This is a genomic window from Mucilaginibacter sp. PAMB04168 (assembly GCF_039634365.2).
Classification (GTDB): Bacteria; Bacteroidota; Bacteroidia; order Sphingobacteriales; family Sphingobacteriaceae; genus Mucilaginibacter.
Window position 1 is genome coordinate 3,363,361 of the sequence record NZ_CP155079.2, and the last position, 17,402, is coordinate 3,380,762.

The 17,402-nt window shown below is 42.7% G+C and carries 8 protein-coding genes; 1 reads left to right on the top strand and 7 read right to left on the bottom strand.

The window, feature by feature from the left end:
* Positions 1–258: 258 nt before the first annotated feature.
* A complete protein-coding gene (locus ABDD94_RS14375) occupies positions 259–4,674 on the bottom strand; it encodes a two-component regulator propeller domain-containing protein (protein ID WP_345952818.1) in 4,416 nt (1,471 codons plus the stop codon).
* Positions 4,675–5,003: 329 nt separating this feature from the next.
* Between ABDD94_RS14375 and ABDD94_RS14380 the strand changes: the two genes are divergently transcribed.
* Positions 5,004–5,963, top strand: coding sequence for a manganese catalase family protein (locus ABDD94_RS14380; protein WP_345951390.1), 960 nt, complete (start codon positions 5,004–5,006; stop codon positions 5,961–5,963).
* A gap of 220 nt (positions 5,964–6,183) precedes the next feature.
* Here the strand turns inward: ABDD94_RS14380 and ABDD94_RS14385 are convergent, their stop codons facing one another.
* The 6 genes from ABDD94_RS14385 to ABDD94_RS14410 form a co-directional block, all read right to left on the bottom strand.
* A complete protein-coding gene (locus tag ABDD94_RS14385; RefSeq protein WP_345952819.1) occupies positions 6,184–8,724 on the bottom strand; it encodes a zinc-dependent metalloprotease in 2,541 nt (846 codons plus the stop codon).
* A gap of 9 nt (positions 8,725–8,733) precedes the next feature.
* Entirely contained in the window at positions 8,734–10,101 is a 1,368-nt protein-coding gene (locus tag ABDD94_RS14390) for a RagB/SusD family nutrient uptake outer membrane protein (RefSeq protein WP_345952820.1), read from the bottom strand.
* 14 nt (positions 10,102–10,115) lie between these two features.
* The gene (locus ABDD94_RS14395) at positions 10,116–13,652 is read right to left on the bottom strand and encodes a SusC/RagA family TonB-linked outer membrane protein (RefSeq protein WP_345952821.1); all 3,537 of its coding nucleotides are present in this window, start codon (positions 13,650–13,652) and stop codon (positions 10,116–10,118) included.
* Positions 13,653–13,862: 210 nt separating this feature from the next.
* Positions 13,863–15,038 (bottom strand): FecR domain-containing protein, encoded by a 1,176-nt coding sequence (locus ABDD94_RS14400; RefSeq protein ID WP_345952822.1) that lies wholly within the window; start codon positions 15,036–15,038, stop codon positions 13,863–13,865.
* A gap of 44 nt (positions 15,039–15,082) precedes the next feature.
* Positions 15,083–15,787 carry an RNA polymerase sigma-70 factor gene (locus ABDD94_RS14405; RefSeq protein ID WP_345952823.1) on the bottom strand — a complete coding sequence of 235 codons (705 nt, stop codon included), beginning with the start codon at positions 15,785–15,787 and terminating at the stop codon, positions 15,083–15,085.
* A 439-nt stretch (positions 15,788–16,226) separates the two neighbouring features.
* Entirely contained in the window at positions 16,227–17,402 is a 1,176-nt protein-coding gene (locus ABDD94_RS14410; protein ID WP_345952824.1) for a hypothetical protein, read from the bottom strand.

Genomic DNA, 17,402 nt, shown 5'->3' on the forward strand with positions numbered 1-17,402 from the left:
CCTTTGTAAGGCAGACAGCTTTCCATGAATACTAAAAAAAATGAGCATTTATTCCCGGAGGGCAACTAAAGGTCAGACATAGGCTTTGACGCCTATAAACCCTGAACTTTTAATAAACCGGGAGATATGCTGGTTATAATTGTAAAGCAAACCTACTAATGGAGGAGGTTCCAAAGGTTTTAAAAATTGACAAAATGCTTCTAAAATTCGTTAAAAAGCACTTTTAATGAGCATTTAGCCCTCTTGTTCGCTCTGTTATCAATGCAGTTGTTTGATAGACTTTAAATACTGCGATGGAGATTGATTATACTTTTCTTTAAAGCAAGTGCTAAAATATCCTGAGCTGCTGAAGCCCACCTGATAAGCTATTTCGGCCATAGTATACTCACCAGAATCGATGAGTTGCTTACTGCGTTTTAAACGCATCTCTTTTACAAACTCAACCGGAGCCAAGCCGGTAAAGCTTTTCATTTTTTTGTAAAAAGTGGTTCTTCCTAAGCCAACAGTTCGGGCTACATCATCAATATTGAATTCAGGGTCTGCCATGCCTTTTTCAACCGTTTCAATAACTTGTTTCAACAACTGTTCATCTTTCGAGGTGATCAATATTTCGCCGGGCGAGAGTTGAATAAGGTTTTTGCTGCCTAATAAACCATCAACAAGCTGCTTACGTTGTTTAATCAAGTTTTCAACCAGTACCAACAGGTATTCAGTGTTAAAAGGTTTAGTAACATAAAAATCAGCGCCATAACGCATCCCTTCGATCTGATGCTCTACCGACGATTTTGCCGTAAGCAGCACCACCGGTATATGGCTGGTAATCATATTGTGTTTAATAGCATCCAACATAGCAATGCCATCCATATTAGGCATCATTACATCACTTATAATTAATTCCGGAATGAGTTCTGTGGCTTTCTGTAAGCCAATTACGCCGTCGGCGGCGGTCGCTACGCGGTAATAACGGCCTAACTGATCTGCCAAAAACTTACGCAACTCCGTATTATCTTCAACTATTAAGACCAAAGGATGTGTCTCATTCTGAACTACCGTTTCACCGCCACTTAACATTGTGGTGTCAGGTTCACTAACCAAGTTGTTTGGTGCCGGTGCAAGCGGTGTAACAAAGTCAACATCATCATCAGCAAAATGAGCTTTGCCCGATTTCAATCTCACGGTAAATGTCATGCCCCCGGCGGGATTGTTAGCCGCACTTATTGTTCCATGGTGGCCGCTGATAAGCTCTTTGGAAAAGGCCAAACCTATTCCCGTTCCTTTAGTTGGCTGGCCTAAATTATTAGCCGCTTCGTAGTAAAGCTCAAAAATTTGCTTAAGCTTATCTTCAGGCACGCCCGTGCCTTCATCAATTATCTTAATACATAAATGGCCTGTATGAATATCGGGCTCCAGAAGTACGTTGATAGCTTTACCCTCCGGCGTGTATTTGAATGCGTTGGCCAGTAAATTATAAATAACTATGTCTATCTTATCTTCATCAACCCAGGTGTAATAAAACGGCGCATGCGTTTGAAAATTGAAGCTTATGCCTTTTTCATGTGCAAGTTCTGTAAAATAGGTAGTTGTATTTTTAACCAGGGCTACAACATCTGTCTCAGCAATTTTTAAACGGATTTTACCGCTTTGTAGCTTTCTGAAATCAAGAAGCTGGTTAATAAACCTAACCATACGATCGGCATTTTTGGTAGCCAAATTAATATGCTCTCTACCTTTTGCTGTTAAGGTCTCCTGATGGGCAATTGCCTTAAGGGGATTTACGATGAGTGTTAATGGTGTACGCAGTTCGTGCGATATATTGGTAAAAAAGCCCAGCTTTAATTCGGCAACCTTTTGCTCTACTACTATACGGTTACGCAATTTCACCATGGTTAGGATGATTCGCCGTGCGGTTTCCATTAATGCCGCTCCAATTATTAGGTAAATGCAGTAAGCCCACCACGTTTTCCAGGGTGGTGGCAATATGTTGATAGCTACGCTTTTTTGAGGGGTGTTGTTAAATAAGTAGCCACTAACACTCTTCACTCTAAAAACATACTTACCGGGCGGCAAGTTGGTGTAAGTTGCCTGGCGTGCATTTTTCACCAGGTTCCATTGTTTATCGTATCCTTCAAGTTTGTAGGCGTACCATACTTTGTGCGCAGTTTTATAATTAAGTACAGTATAATTTATACTTATCAAATTTTGGTTATAAGCTAACCGAATATCGTTGGTCTGGTCAATCGCATATCTCAAGATAGAATCGGGCGCGCCCGGCAAAATATCCTTATTAAAAACCTGAAACCTGGTCAATGCAATGTTTGCACTTTGTTTTATGGTTCCAACAGCCATTGGGTTGAAGTTAATATACCCACTTATACACCCCAGATAAAGATCTCCCGACTTCGACTTTATAAAAGCCGACTCTGAAAATTGAGTTTTGGGCAAACCATCATCACTGTTATAGTTTTTAAAAGTTTCGGTAGCCGGGTTAAATTCCGATAAACCGTTTTCGGTTGCAATCCAAAGCCGTTGCTTATTGTCGCTGCTCATACTGAGTATGATATCATTGGGTAGGCCGTTAGCTGTGGTATAAACTTTAAATTTAACCTTTTGGCTTGTGCTAAAGTTGGTGATTGCTTTTTGCAGACCGCCGCCGAAAGTGCCGAGCCACATTGTGCCTGCTCTATCGCGGTGAATAAATTGCACGTCATTGCCGCCTAAGGAGTTCTCATCTCCCCGAACCTTTGTATACCTCCGAAAACGAAAATAATTTATACCGTTATTCGGATTAAATATCACCAATCCGTTGGTGGTTGCAATCCAGATATTTCCCTTAATGTCTTCCTGGATATGCCTTATACCATTTGCCCTGGCAGCCGAATAATTTTTGAAGGCATTATTGGCATTTTTAAAAAGGGTTTTGCTGCCTGCCCGCTGAAGCAGGTTTAAACCACCGCCAAACGTACCCACCCAAATGCGCCCGTTCTTATCTTCATACACTGTATAAATGGTGTTACTGCTTATGCTATTGGGGGTATTTTTATCAGCAACATACCGGGTTGTTTCATAATGCAAGGAGTCGTTTGGTAATGGATGCGCTTCAATCAAACCACTTCCTTTTGTGCCAAGCCATATGGTATGGTTCCGGCTTTCAAAAATTGTATATACTTTGCCGATGGCTTTTGGCTGCAGGTTAACAAAGGGATTGCCTTGCCTCACGCCGTTTTTATATAAAATTACCTCCCCTGCTTTAGTACCTACCCATAACCGGCCAGTATGGTCTTCGCACAGTGCCCTCACCTCATTTTCTGTTTTGGCTGTGGCATTAGGGTACATCACGTTGTGCTTAAAAACGTGGGGTTGTAAAATAAGCTTGTTTATTCCCCTATCATATCCGCTAAACCACATGATGCCAGCTGGATCTTGGTATAGTGCAGTTACTACGTTTGAAAATTGCTGATCTGGCTTGCCCGGTTCGTCATGAAAATACTTGACCTCGTCAGCTCGTTGATCATAGTAACCAAATCCACCTCCGGCCATACAAACCCACAACATGTTGTAAGCATCTTCAAACACCTGGTAAGTAGTATGAATAGTTAATGCTTCAGCATCCTTTTTTTGCGTGAACCACTTAAACGTGGCATGCTGTGGGTCGAATTTAACTACACCGTTGCCCGGTTCAAGCCATAACAGCCCTGTTTTATCCTTATAAATTTTGCGTAGCGTGGCAAAGCCGGGTACATGATAGCTAAGACTTTGTTCAGTTAGGTTATACTCAATCAGGCCCCTGCCACTAGTGGTTAGGTAAAGTTTATTCTTACTAACCAAAATATCGTTTATGGGCGTGCCCGATACTATGCGTAACGTTTTTACCGACTTGGTTTTAATGTCATAAACCAGCACCACGCCTTGTGTTGTACCAAAATATATCTCATTTTCATAAAACCTTATGCAGGTGAACGCATACTGACTACCCAGCATGCCCTGTTTATTAACTAAGTTTACTTTTTGGTATTCGCCGGCGGTTGTTTTACTCAGGCAAATTACACCCTTGGAGGTGCCTAGCCAAATCAAGTGATTTTTGTCTTCATAAAAAAAAGCTACGCGGTTACTTGGGATTTTAAACTGGCCGATAGCTTTTTGATGATACGATTTAACCAGGGGCATACCGTGTCCATGCTTCTTTGCAAACGCACAAAGCACACCTTGCCTTGCAGTTAACAGCCAGGTGTCTCCATTTGAAACAGGTACGATGCGATCAACCAATAACTTACCCAGGTATGCAGGCGACCCGCGCTCCGGAATTGATAAAAAGCCTTCGGTCTTTTTATCAAAGCGGTAAATTTTGTTATCGAAAGTTTTCACCCAAAGGTAGCCCTGCTTATCTTCAACTATAATTCTGATTTTATTATTTTCCAGGTTTGAACTATCTCCTGCCCTGCCCTTGTAAGTAACAAAATTATGCCCGTCAAACCGGTTAATGCCATCCCATGTGCCAAACCACATAAATCCTTGGCGGTCCTTCATAATGCAGGATACCCTGTCATGTGACAGGCCCTCTTCTGTAGAGTAATGCTTTAAATTATAATGCGGCTGCGCCTGTGCGCTAAAAAACAGCGCACCTATCGCAATAAGTAAAACTAAGGCATTAGAGCAGATTGCTATCCGTTTAAGCATTACAACACCGTAGCAAGAAAAGTTTATAATTGGTTTAAAACGTAAATATCGACAATATTTACGTAAGCCAGCAAACAAAAGGAAATTGTTTAACCACTCCAACTTCCGCACAGTAAATTATATTATGAAGTGAAATCATTTAGGCCGGAATGCAAAATATAACCTAAACCAGAGGCCGGAATGTATAACTACGAAACAACCCAGTTTAATACAAAGGATAATTTTTTTATATATCTTAAAACTATATTATAAAACAAACAATATTATTAATTTCTGGTTAATATTAAAACTTCGACAACGTATTGATCATTTAACTTAGCTATTATTATATGTTTTACCACCTTCAAAAATTAATCAACCCTATCGTTGCCGACGAACCAGATCCGGCCGCTGCTAATGCTTTACAAGAGGGCCTAGGCGGGCAGTTTGGTGAAATGCGTACCATGATGCAGTTTCTGTTTCAAAGTTTCAACTTTAGGGGCGACGGCATTCCTTACCTCGATCTTATTCAGGGTATAGGCATTGAAGAGATTAGCCACGTAGAGCTGATTTCTAAAACCATCGCTCAACTGCTTGACGGTGCACCGGGTTACAATGGAGACAAATTTGACACCCCGGGTAAAGGTGGCGAAGCAACGCTTGATATCGGTAAACTTGCTAAAAACCCGCATCACTTTATTCATGGTGCACAAGGGGCATTACCTGTTGATGCTGCCGGCAATCCATGGAGCGGATCTTATGTACATAACCACGGCAACCTAGTGCTCGACCTGATGGACAACCTGGTATTAGAGGCTACGGGTCGTTTGCAAAAATCCCGCATCTACCAGATGTCTTCAAACAAAACACTACGTGCAACCGTCTCGTTCCTGATCGTTCGTGACGAGGCACACCAAATGGCTTTCGCTAAAGCGCTAGAAACACTGGGTGTAGATTGGGCTAAGGTATTACCAGTTCCAAAATTTGACTCGTCTCAGTACCCGGAAGTAAAAAAACTATTGGATGCAGGATTACACCGTGAGCAATACCACTTCCGTTTAGATTCTTCGGAGATGGAGAAAATATTTAGTGGCAGTGCGCCTGCTAACGATGGCACAGAACTGGTTACTAAAAAAGAACCCGACAACTCTTACGATATACCGGTGGCACCAGAAAGACCAGAAGAATTTGCACCTGGACTTGATCCGGAAATGCAGGATTTAGCTGACGCCTTAAATGAGTTTAAGGAGAAAACCCTAAAAAATATGGAAGAAAAAGCGGGACCAAACCCACGAAAAAAGAAACAATAACAAAAAAGGAGGCTTTCGCCTCCTTTTTTGTTATTGCATAATTTATTTTAGCTGCCTTGCTGAAATGATTTCCAATTAAAAAGGGAATGAGTTAAAAATGGGGCAAAGTTATAATATGGATACAAGCGCTAATCTGCATTGAATAGATTGCCCCTCGCTAACACTACATGAAAAAAGCTACCTTGTTATAAATAAGGTAGCTTTTTAATTAAGTCATTTGTTATTTTACAAGGCCTGTCCTATCGGCAGCAAACTTCTTAGTGATCATTGCATCCATTTCCTGTAAATGCAAACGCGTCAGTTGGTTAAGTTTTGTTGCTTTTGACCTTTGCCTAAACAAGGATTGCAATTGCTGCAACTCGGCTTTTAGCATAGCATTAATATCAGTTATCGTGAAATGATACGTGTTTCCCATAAAAATGGTGCTCATCTCATTTGCAAGAAACGCCTGTTCGGTTAACCGATATATGTACAGCTTTTGCACAGTACGGCGGTAAACATCAACATTTCCACCAGCATACACCTCTTTAAATATACCTTGACGAAGATCTGTCAGCAAGTTATTTAAAGTGTAAACTTTAACTTTGCTTTCCAGTTGGTCGGTGTACATATGACTTAACCGCATACGTGTAATCAGCGAATTCAGTGCATTCTCTTGCAAACGGCTCAACTCTAACGGAAAGCTTAAAGCAAAAGATGACTGCAGATCAGGAGTATTAAGCCACGTAGGTGTGTTAAACACCTGTCTGTTCAAAAAAGCTACAGCTTGTTTTTGACGATTGTAAGGTACCGGTTCGTAGCTTGGCAAATGTTCGCCATTTAAACGCACGGTATGGTAAGTGCCGCCCACGTTCTTTATCACATGACCGATGTACATCGACAATTGCCCCCATACGCCGTTATATCCTTCAAGGAGATTTTCCTGGTCTTCTTCCGGTTTATTGAGCCATTGTTTTAACTGGGGCACAATGCGTTTAAGGTTCTTAATACCATATTCGCTTGCTAATACCGAATTGTTGCCTAGGTCCTCGTTTTGTGAACGGGGGTCAAATGGTTCCATCTCGTTACCAAACCATAAGCGATGATTTTTAGCCAACGAGTCGGTTACCACCTTAACCATGCTTTTATGTTCTTCTGCCTCATTAGCGAATTCGGGACGCCAGGTATAGCCAAATTTAATAGCCCATCTGTCATAGTCGCCTATGCGTGGGAACAAACCCTTTTCACCAATATTATCTTCGGGTTGGGCCACATAATTAAACCGTGCATAATCCATGATTGATGGGGTATGACCGTGTGCCTCCACCCATGCTTTGTTACGTAAGTTCTCGACCGGTACAGTTGAACTGGAACCGAAATTGTGTAATAACCCCAGCGTATGGCCAACTTCGTGCGATGAAACGAAGCGGATAAGTGACCCCATCAGCTTATCATCCAATTCGGGCTTGCGCACACGTGCATCAACAGCGCCGGTCTGTAATCTGTACCACTGCTGTAAAAGCGACATTACATTGTGATACCAGAAAATGTGACTTTCGATAATTTCGCCGCTACGTGGGTCTGAAATGCTTGGACCCATTGCATTGGCTACAACAGATGGCCGGTAAATGATTGCCGAGTGATTGGCATCATCAATGCTCCAGGTGCTATCTTGTGCCTTGGTGGGTGCTTCTTTAGCTATCACTGCATTTTTAAAACCGGCTGCTTCAAAGGCCTTTTGCCAGTCGTTAACGCCTTGCATTAAATAAGGTATCCATTTGCGTGGTGTTACCGGGTCTATGTAAAACACAATAGGTTTTTCAGGCTCAACCAGTTCGCCCCGCTTATATTTTTCTTCGTCGCCTGGCTTCGGATTTAAACGCCATCTTTTAATATAAGTGGTAGTGCCTACACCTTGTGGCTTTACGTCAAAGTCTCTGAAAGACGTGGTAAAATATCCTACCCGCTCATCCTGCAGCCTGGGGCGCATAGCTTTAATGGGGAGTAATACCAGCGAGGTATTTAACTCTACCGTGTAACTTGAATTGGTTGGATTCATCCCGGCGGCATAGGTTTTAACCGTATGGATTTCAACATTGGTTGGGAAGGTGTGGATGTAATCGACATAGCTTTTGTCGTTTTGCTGCCCGCCCATACCAGCTTTATCTTTGAATTCTTTTCTTTGGAAATAAATTACGTCATTATCCGTATTTAAAAACTCGGTAACATCTACCACCATAGCTGTTGAATCGGGCGTATATGAAACCACTGGAAAAGCTGCCATAATGGTACTCACATTATTCTTTACTACGCTTGCGTACATACTAGACGTACTATCCTTTGCGTATTCCCTGAATGACTGGCGGCGCATAAACAGTTTATTGTCTGGCCCTTTTTCAAAAGTATAAACACTTTCGCCAATTTGATCACCTGCGTAGCCCATACTTCCATTTCGCATGTCTGATGATGCTTTGGAAATGCGGCTTACAGTAAGAATTTCCCGGCCTAATATATTCTTAGGAACTTCAAAATAATATTTTGCATCGGTTTTATGTACAGTTATAAATCCTCGGTTTGTTTTGGTGCCCTTAGTTACTATAGTTGCATAAGGTTTTAGGGCCGTTGCTCTTTTCAGACTATCAGCCCGTCTTTGCGCTGCATCTACAGCTGTTAGCGGGCGTACGGGCGCCGCCTTCTTTTTATGCAGCAATCTACAAGCCGGCGCAAGTAATACCGTGCCAGTTGCAAATGCCACGAGAAGCATGTTTTTGTTAAAATTCATTGTAGTTTGTTATCTCGGATTCTGTGTAATTTCAGGGTTTAATAAAATATACTTTTCGGCAATTGGGAAGGTATACCGGTTACTACCAGGCTCAAGTGTATAGGTGGCATCTTTAAATTTGCGGGTAACAGTTGAAATAAAACCAGCATCTTTACTCAAACGGCGCTGATCAAACCAGCGGTAACCGCGGCCCATAAATTCGCGCTGACGCTCATCAATTACCACATGTAAAGCGGCGTTGGCGTTAGCAGCAGCCAGGTCATAATATTCGGCAGGCTTAAAGCGCTTTTTACGCAGCGTATTCACGGCATCCATTGCATTGGCGGTGTTGCCGGCACGCGCTTCGCACTCAGCTTTAATCAACAGCATTTCGGGCACGCTCGGGCCAATATAAAGCCCGTCGGAAAGTAAACGCTGACGGAATAGCCCCCTCCCTACTGTAAAGTTCGTTCCGCCTATTAAAGCAGCGTCTCTAGTGAAAACCACATAGCGCAGGTCTTTAGGATCGTATAAGCTTACAGAATTAGGGTTAAGCGGAAGGTTAGTAATGAACTGACTAGTACGTTTAAAAAACATCTCTTCGGGGTTGGCCAGTTTAAGTGGCAACACTGGGTTTGCTGCTAGGTAATTATTCAGGTCCAGCAAGCCGTTTTTTAATGAAAGCGCAAGGTTAGCATAACGCTCAGCTTCGGCAAACTCGCGTGTGTTAAGGCATAGGCGGGCCATTAGCGCATAAACCGCCATTTTTGATGGGTTGACATTATAAATTGGCACATCAGGCAGGTAGGGCAACGCATTCATCAAATCTGCTCTAACCTGATCATACACCTGTTTTACCGATGCACGGGTAAGGTCAGCAAACAGGTTGGGCGTTAGTAGTAACGGCACACCCGGATCTGAGGCAGAAGTAGCCGCATCATATTGCTTGCCGTACATGTTTACCAGCGTAAAATAGGCATAAGCACGATGCACCATGGCCCAGGCCTCAATGGCTTTCTTTTGATCGTCGGTACCTTGTTCGCTAGTCATAACGCCGGCCACAACCGTATTAAAAATATTGATGCTTTTATACAGATTGCTCCAGTCAATATCTTCTTCTGTAGAGGTATATATTTTATCGGCCCAGATATAGGCATTTGCAGCGGCACTTGGGGTTAGGCGAGTGTACCAGGTATTGTCTTCAACGCCATAATCATCGGCCATTAAAACGGGATAGTAGTAACCAGGCTCAATGGTTAAGCCTGCATTTAATAGCGCTTGATAATCAGATGTGTATTTTAAGGCCCTTACCGACTCGGGCGGAATTTCCACATATTTACGGCAGGCGCTGGCACAAAGCAACAGGCAGCTTAAAATCAATAAATTAACTTTATTCATGATAATGATTAGCGTTAGAGTGAAACATTGAGATTGAACAGGTAGGTTGCACTTGGCGGCAGGTTGGTATACTGGCCGGTTACCTGGTAATCCGGATCTACACCATCTTTATTGGCCCGCCAGATAAGACCCAGGTTAGTAACCGAGAAGCCCACATTAACTGCTTTAAGAAAAGGTGCCTTACGAAGTATTGTCTGTGGCAGGTTATAGTTAAGGGACAGCTGTTGCAAGCGTACATTGCCGGCATCTCTCAAATTATAATCTGAATTAACAAACCAGGGCACGTTGTTAAAGGTGTTGTTACCTAAGCCGGGAATGTTAGTGTTAGCTTCATCACCTGGGTTACGCCAACGGTTTACCAAACGGGCGCTGTTGGCAACAAGCCCAGAGTAGCTGGTGCCGGTTGGGAACGATTCGGCATTAATATCTTTCATCAGGAACTTATAACCAAGGCTGTAGCTGGCCCTCACGATAAGGGTAAGATTTTGATAACGCACGGTATTAGTCCAGCCGCCAAAGTAAGGCGGAGTTGTACGTCCGCCATAAATCAGGTCGGCGTTGGTTACGCTGCGCGAACCGTTAACGTTTAAAATGGCCCCATCAGCACCATAAATGCGCGACAGGCCTTTATTGTCCAACCCGGCCCAACGATATACAAAAATGTTATCGCTGGGATAACCATCAGTAACCTGACTTAAACCAGCTATGCCGAAAGTACTTTTCAAGCGCTGATCGGTAATCGTATTGGTGGCGTAGGAGAAGTTGAACGATGAATTCCAGTTCCAATCTTTCGTAGCAACAGGCACGCCGGTAACCATGAATTCTACGCCGCGGCCTTTAGCATTACCCGCATTATACTGTAATGAAGTATAACCGTAGGTAGCATTATAAGGTAGATTAACCAGCAAATTATAGTTGCGTTTCTGATAAACATCTGCTGATAATGACAACCTATCATTAAAAAAACCAACATCAATCCCTTCATTGATAGTGCGAGAAGTTTCCCAGGTAAGCTGGCTGTTGGCCGGCACTACAATAGAGGCAGTTGGCTGACCGGTATAAGAATCGTTTGAACCAAGACTTACAACTGCATAAGAGTTGCCTGTGTTTGGAATAGAACCACCTGTACCTAGAGTAGCACGCACGTTAAGGCTGCTTATCCAGCTCACATCTTTCAAAAAATCTTCACGTTTGGCATTCCAGCGTAAGCCTGCCGAGTACAGTGGAATAGCACGTTGCCGACGGTCAAGGCCCTGGTTAGTGTAATCATCAAAACGAATACTACCGCTGGCGTAATACTTGTTTTGGAAAGAGTAGGTAGCTAAACCAAAATAGGAAAGATAGCGTTTGGTGTCTTTAAAAAGGGTACCGTCAGAATAGCCGAGACTTGATGAGCCGCCAAAAAGGGTAGCATAAGAAACGGTTGGGTTAACCGCTACCGAGGTTGATGTTTCTTCATTGTATCCATAGCGGGTTTGCTGACCACCATTATATTTATACTGCCTGATCTCGGTACCACCTAAAAAATCAATGTGGTGATCTTTCCAGCTTTTGTTAATATTTAGCTGACCGCGAACGCTGTAATCATCGTAAGTGCCATTGGTTGTTTTGTAAATACCGCCTTTAGGTACACCATATGTTGCAATGGCGCCTGTATAAGTAGTACCATTGTTAATTAGCAAGCGTGTATCATAACTGTTTTGATTTTGCAGATAGTATTCATTCGTTAATACCTTTTGGAACTGCCCTTGAACACTTAACGTCAGCCATGAGGTAATTATGCCCTTAATGGAAGTGCCTAAGCGCAGCGAATTTTTGGATAAGATGGTGTTGTTATAATTCAGCTCATCTATAGCGTTATAACCAAATGGCAGGTAACCTATGCGTTGTAAACTATCAGCTGTGCGCTGGTTATAGGCAATTGGTTTGCTGATCGCATTCCCGTTGGCATTAACCAGCATTTCATAAGGCGCAAAACCCCTAGAACCTGTACTTAGGGCCTGACTTGCAGCTCCGTTTATCTGGCTTTTTGAATTTACATAGTTAATGTTGGTAGCCACCATGATGTGACGGTTCAGGAAATCATTGTTTAAGTTAGAGGTAAGCGAGTACGTTTGGCCGTAATTACTGCGATAAACAGGAACGTCCTTTGAATAGTTAGCTGATAAATAATAGCTGCTATTGATACCGCCGCCAGATATTGACAGGTTGTGCTGCTGGGTTGTTGCACGTTGCAGCAGATATTCGCGCAGTTGGTCGCGGTTTGAGCGGTTGCCTAACACGTTTAGTGCTGAGTCGCGTTGAGCAACAGTGGCGGTACCTCTTTTTACCCTAAACATCCATTCCTGCGCTTCGGTTACGGGGCCAGCCCTCCTATTTGAATTGGGGTCGGTAAAAAAGTTCTTGTCGAACATTTCCTGTTCCAAGTCAATATACTCGGCATTTGTCATGGCTTTTGCATTCGAAAAGTTTGCAGTAGCCGAAGTACTTAACGTAGTGTTGTAGTTGATGGTTGGCGCCGAACGCTGGCCTCTTTTGGTAGTAATTACAATAACGCCGTTGGCCGCAGAAGCGCCCCAGATAGATGCAGCCGCCGCATCTTTCAAAAATGTAATGCTCTCGATATCGTTCGGGTTGATGGTGTTCATTACAGCATTAACCGATGTATTGGGCTTTGTAACCGTTGTTGGACTGTTGGGTCTATTAGGGTTAGCGCTGTTATCAGCAAATCCTGTGCTGATAGTCACCAGGTTTTGATTCGCCGCCGGAAAACCATCGATCACTATCAAAGGCGGAGTGTTACCACTTGATAAGCTATTTGTGCTGCGCATCTGAATAGTATTGTTACGCACATCGAAACGCACACCGGGCACTTTACCTACCATACGTTCCAACAGGTTTACGCTTGGGGTAGCCTCAATATCTTTATCCGTTAATACGCTGTATGAGCCGGTTGTAGCTCCTTTGCGTACTTGCTGATAACCGGTAGATACCACTACGTCCTCCAGATTTTGCGGCTTAGGCGACAGCTGGACCACCATAGTTTCAGATGCAGTCTTTTCAATATTAGCATAGCCTATGTAAGAGAAAACCAGCACATCGTTATCCTTTATGTCTTTGAAAAGGAATGTACCTTTCTCATTAGTAAAAACCCGGCGCGTGGTGCCTTTAAGTGTCACATTCACGTTTGTTAGAGGTAAACCCGTCTCGGCATCTAGCACTTTGCCATTAGCATCAATGTTGCTCAATAAGCTCACTACCTTTTGGAGCAAGGTTTTCTCCTGCGGCTTTATCACTACCGTTTTGTTCACAATGGTATAAGTAAGCGCATGGGGTATGAGTGTTTGGTCAAGTACTTTTTGCAGTGTTTCTCCTTTATAATTCACATTGAGTTTTTGCTGCTCATTTACTTTGCTGTCTTGCCAAAAAACATTATACCCTGTCTGTTTTCGAATTTCTGTAAACAATTCTTTGAAAGAAGCGTTTTGTTTGACGAAAGTGACCTTCTGTGCAAATCCGGCGGCGCTAACCTGGATAAGGAAGGCAGTCATAAAAAATACAGTAAGTTTCACGATGCGAATGACTGAGATGTTATTGCAGGCGGAATGCCCCGATCTATTTAGATCTTGAAATTTCATTACATTTGTTTGTTAGTGATTTAGTTGAATGTGTGAATATGTCTCGGCTAAACACTGATCATTTTGGCCGGGGATGTTCCACCATTCCCGGCTTTTTTATGTGTTTATCAGGCTGGATAAAACTTATTGCATAGCAGTTACTCTCCTTCCTTCAATTTTAAAGTGAACAGAACCGGTTGTTTCCAAAACCTCAAGCAGTTCGGATATATTCTTAAAGCGTGATAAAGCCCCGCTAAATAGCTGTTTTTTCAACTCCTTGTCCTCAAATACAACCTCTACGTTATACCACCTTGAAACCTGCCTCATAATAGTTTCTAAGCTTTGTTGATTGTATAAGAACAAGCCGTTTTTCCATGCCATTGCCTCTTCCATATCTGCAGGTTGCACATCAATGTGATTATTGGCTAATACAGCTTGCTGGCCTGGCTTAATATTTATACTATGCGCTGGTGTAATAATCTTAACACGGCCTTCCAACAAGGTGGTACTACTAACAGGTTCATCATCATAAGCATTTACATCAAAATGAGTTCCCAGTACTTTAATTTGCTGGTTAGCTGTAATGACCCTAAAAGGGCTTTTTTCATTTTTGGCCACTTCGAAATAAGCTTCACCCGTGAGTTTTACGGCGCGTTCGGTTCCTTTAAATCTTACCGGGAAGGTTAATGCTGAAGCTGTGTTCAGCCAAACATGGCTGCCATCCGAAAGCGTAACTTGAAACTGCCCTCCTTTGGGTGTTTTTAAAATGTTTACTGCAGTGTCGGTACCGACAGCAGAACCACGAGACTGAAAATCGTATAGTAATGCGCCATCAGCTGTTTTTTTAATAATAACCCCCTGTTCCTGGGCCACAGCTTTGTCATTGGTTCGGCTTAAATCAATTATCCGGCCGTTGGCCAGTGTTAGTGTGGCCTGAGTGTAGCCGGGTTTTATATCATTTTTATAACGTTTGGCAACGCTATTTTCAGAAGTGTGCTTTAACAGGTACAAACCCGTCGCCCCTATTAAGACTAGCACAGCTGCCGCTGCATACCTATACCAGGGTGTTATAGATCTAAGCTTGGATGATTGCCTGAACTTTTTGTTGGCTACTAAACGTTGGTAAAATGCACTTTTTGCCTCGTCTGGATAAGCAAATTCATCTGTCTTTAAATCCTGCCAAATTTTTTCCATGGCAGACCATATCTCCTCATCATTACCTGATAGCTTAAAGTGATGGATTAAGATTTGAAAATCTTCGCGACTTATGGTGTTGTCTGCAAACTGCTCAAGTAAGTTGGCAATAGTTTTATCTGTCATGTATTAATACGGCCTTAACAAAGCCTTAATACTAACATTACACTTTAAAACCTAAGATGTACTAGTGAGATGTGAAAAATATTAGGATTTTTTTCAAAGAAGCCAAAAAAACTTGCCAAAATGAAAATGTTTGGATCGATTAAGTGCTTGCGCAACGTTTTTAACGCTGATGACAGGTGATTTCTTACCGTATTTTTAGAAATGCCCAGCTGTTCCGCAATTTCTTCGTAACTCAATCCCTCGTTTCTACTTAATTTAAAGATCTGTTGTTGCTGAGGAGGCAGAATCGCTATTTTACTCTCTGTAAAGCGCTGCAAGTCGTTCAGTAAAATAGCTTCTTCCGTTTGGTTAGAAATATTCTCTATTCGGTTCCAAAGATTGTCAATTGCTTTCTGCGAGCTTGCAGTTTGCCTGAGTGCGTTGAGTGCAAGCCGCTTGGTTACCGTAAACAGATAAGGTGTAATCGACAACGAATCGTCCATCCTATCACGGTTTGACCATACATTTAGAAAAGCATCATTAACAACTTCCTCTGCATGCTCGCGGCTTTTGAGCATTTTGAAAGCAAAGACATACAGCTTTTTAAAGTTTTGGTCAAAAACCAGCTTAAATGCGGCTTCATCGCCAGCTTTAAATTTATGTATGAGATTTGAATTGAAATAATCGCTTTGCTCTGACATTAACCGGTATGAACCGGCAAATAACAAATCAAATAAAGTCCACCAGTTTGGGCTTTTTATAACCATCATTATTACCTAATTAAATCAATCACTAACTCAAGCATATTTTTCATCGGTAAATAGACAGAGTTTAAAGCTAACAATAAAATTGTTTTACAGGAAATTTAAGCAGCAAGTTTGTCTAGATTTTGATTGCTTCTGTCTGCAAATAGCTTGAAATATTGATATGTGACAACAATCAGGCTAATTAGCTACATGACTGTAACTAGAAATAGTAATGATTGGGGAAATTGCTGAGCGGGCAATGACATAAACCCAGTATATACTGCATGATGGCACCCATTAAATTTCAATCACCCGGACTGCCAATGATCAGCATACAATCCTTTACCCAAGTCGAACAGTTAGCGCCTTATCTGATATTATAAGCATCTTCTGTTAGAGGGAGGCAGCTACGCTAACGTATTTCCGCGTAAGCCGATAAACGGCTAAAGCGGTTCGGCAGCATCTACAAACAAAGCATGCCGATTGACTGCAACGCTGCTTCTGTTTCGCGCATTTCGTTCTGTGCTTTAACATACGCAATGAACAAGATAATTGCAGCAACTACTATCAAACCCAAGATCACTGCCAGAATGATCTTTATGGCGCTATAGGGACGCTTGCCGATCACCTCGCCGGTGCAGGCATTGACCGAGAACTGAAACACTTTGCGATCATAAGTGTATGCGCTCACCCAAACCGGCAACAGTACATACTTGATGGCCAGGTTAAGGTACTGATTTTGATAACCGAAAATGCGCTGTTCATCTCCGCCGATATCATTCCGTATGGCTGACTCAATTGTTGAATCCATCACTATCTTTGCGGCCTCTAACCCGTCGTCCGGTTTTATCTGGAAAGTTTCTGCGCTAAGCCCGCTCAGGTAGCGCTCATCATAAATTTGAAGGTCTGCAAAATCCCATGGATTAAGCGCTTCCAGCGTTTCTGCCGGCAAAGACTTGCTGGCCGGTATAGTAACATCCTCAAAGTCGCAATACACAGTTCCGCTAGCGCTGTACCAGCGCGTATGCCTTACCTCGCGGGTACGGGTTTCGGTTTTACCGTTTACAGTTACAGTATACGATTCTTTGGTATAATAATATTCACCACGCTCACCGGTATATTGACTAACGGTGTTACAGTCGTAGGTCCAGTATGGCAGGTAAATACCTTTCAAGGATACATTTGCCTTCGCTTCCTTTACAATATCGTTGGGGGCAAACCAAAGATCCGCCAGCCAGTCTCTGAACTTTTGCCCGGCCTCCTGCTCATTCAGCCTGAACGGCAAAATGTAATGAGGCTTTAACGAATGATAACCCTTACCCAACTGAATAATTAGTGGAGAGGCACAAAAGCCACACTTGCCTGCCGCTTCATTGCCGCTAAAATTTGTTTCGGAACCACAACTGCTACACTTTACAATTTTAATGTCAGTGGCTTGAGGCAGTTCGTTAACCGCTTTCAGAAACGAAGTATATTCAATAGCGGTAATAGCAGTATGCGGAACAGCAGATATAATAGGATTACTTTCCCCGCAATATGCGCATTGGAGTTCCCGCGTACCGGGCACGTAATGCAGTACAGCGCCACAGCCGTTGCATTTCAGCGAACCATGGGCAACAGCCTCACTTGTCGAATTCAT

What these genes read in the sequence shown, in the direction of transcription:
- ABDD94_RS14375 (WP_345952818.1), bottom strand. Translation starts at nt 4,674, where the DNA reads ATGCTTAAACGGATAGCAATCTGCTCTAATGCCTTAGTTTTACTTATT.
- ABDD94_RS14380 (WP_345951390.1), top strand. Translation starts at nt 5,004, where the DNA reads ATGTTTTACCACCTTCAAAAATTAATCAACCCTATCGTTGCCGACGAA.
- ABDD94_RS14385 (WP_345952819.1), bottom strand. Translation starts at nt 8,724, where the DNA reads ATGAATTTTAACAAAAACATGCTTCTCGTGGCATTTGCAACTGGCACG.
- ABDD94_RS14390 (WP_345952820.1), bottom strand. Translation starts at nt 10,101, where the DNA reads ATGAATAAAGTTAATTTATTGATTTTAAGCTGCCTGTTGCTTTGTGCC.
- ABDD94_RS14395 (WP_345952821.1), bottom strand. Translation starts at nt 13,652, where the DNA reads ATGACTGCCTTCCTTATCCAGGTTAGCGCCGCCGGATTTGCACAGAAG.
- ABDD94_RS14400 (WP_345952822.1), bottom strand. Translation starts at nt 15,038, where the DNA reads ATGACAGATAAAACTATTGCCAACTTACTTGAGCAGTTTGCAGACAAC.
- ABDD94_RS14405 (WP_345952823.1), bottom strand. Translation starts at nt 15,787, where the DNA reads ATGATGGTTATAAAAAGCCCAAACTGGTGGACTTTATTTGATTTGTTA.
- ABDD94_RS14410 (WP_345952824.1), bottom strand. Translation starts at nt 17,402, where the DNA reads ATGAATTCGACAAGTGAGGCTGTTGCCCATGGTTCGCTGAAATGCAAC.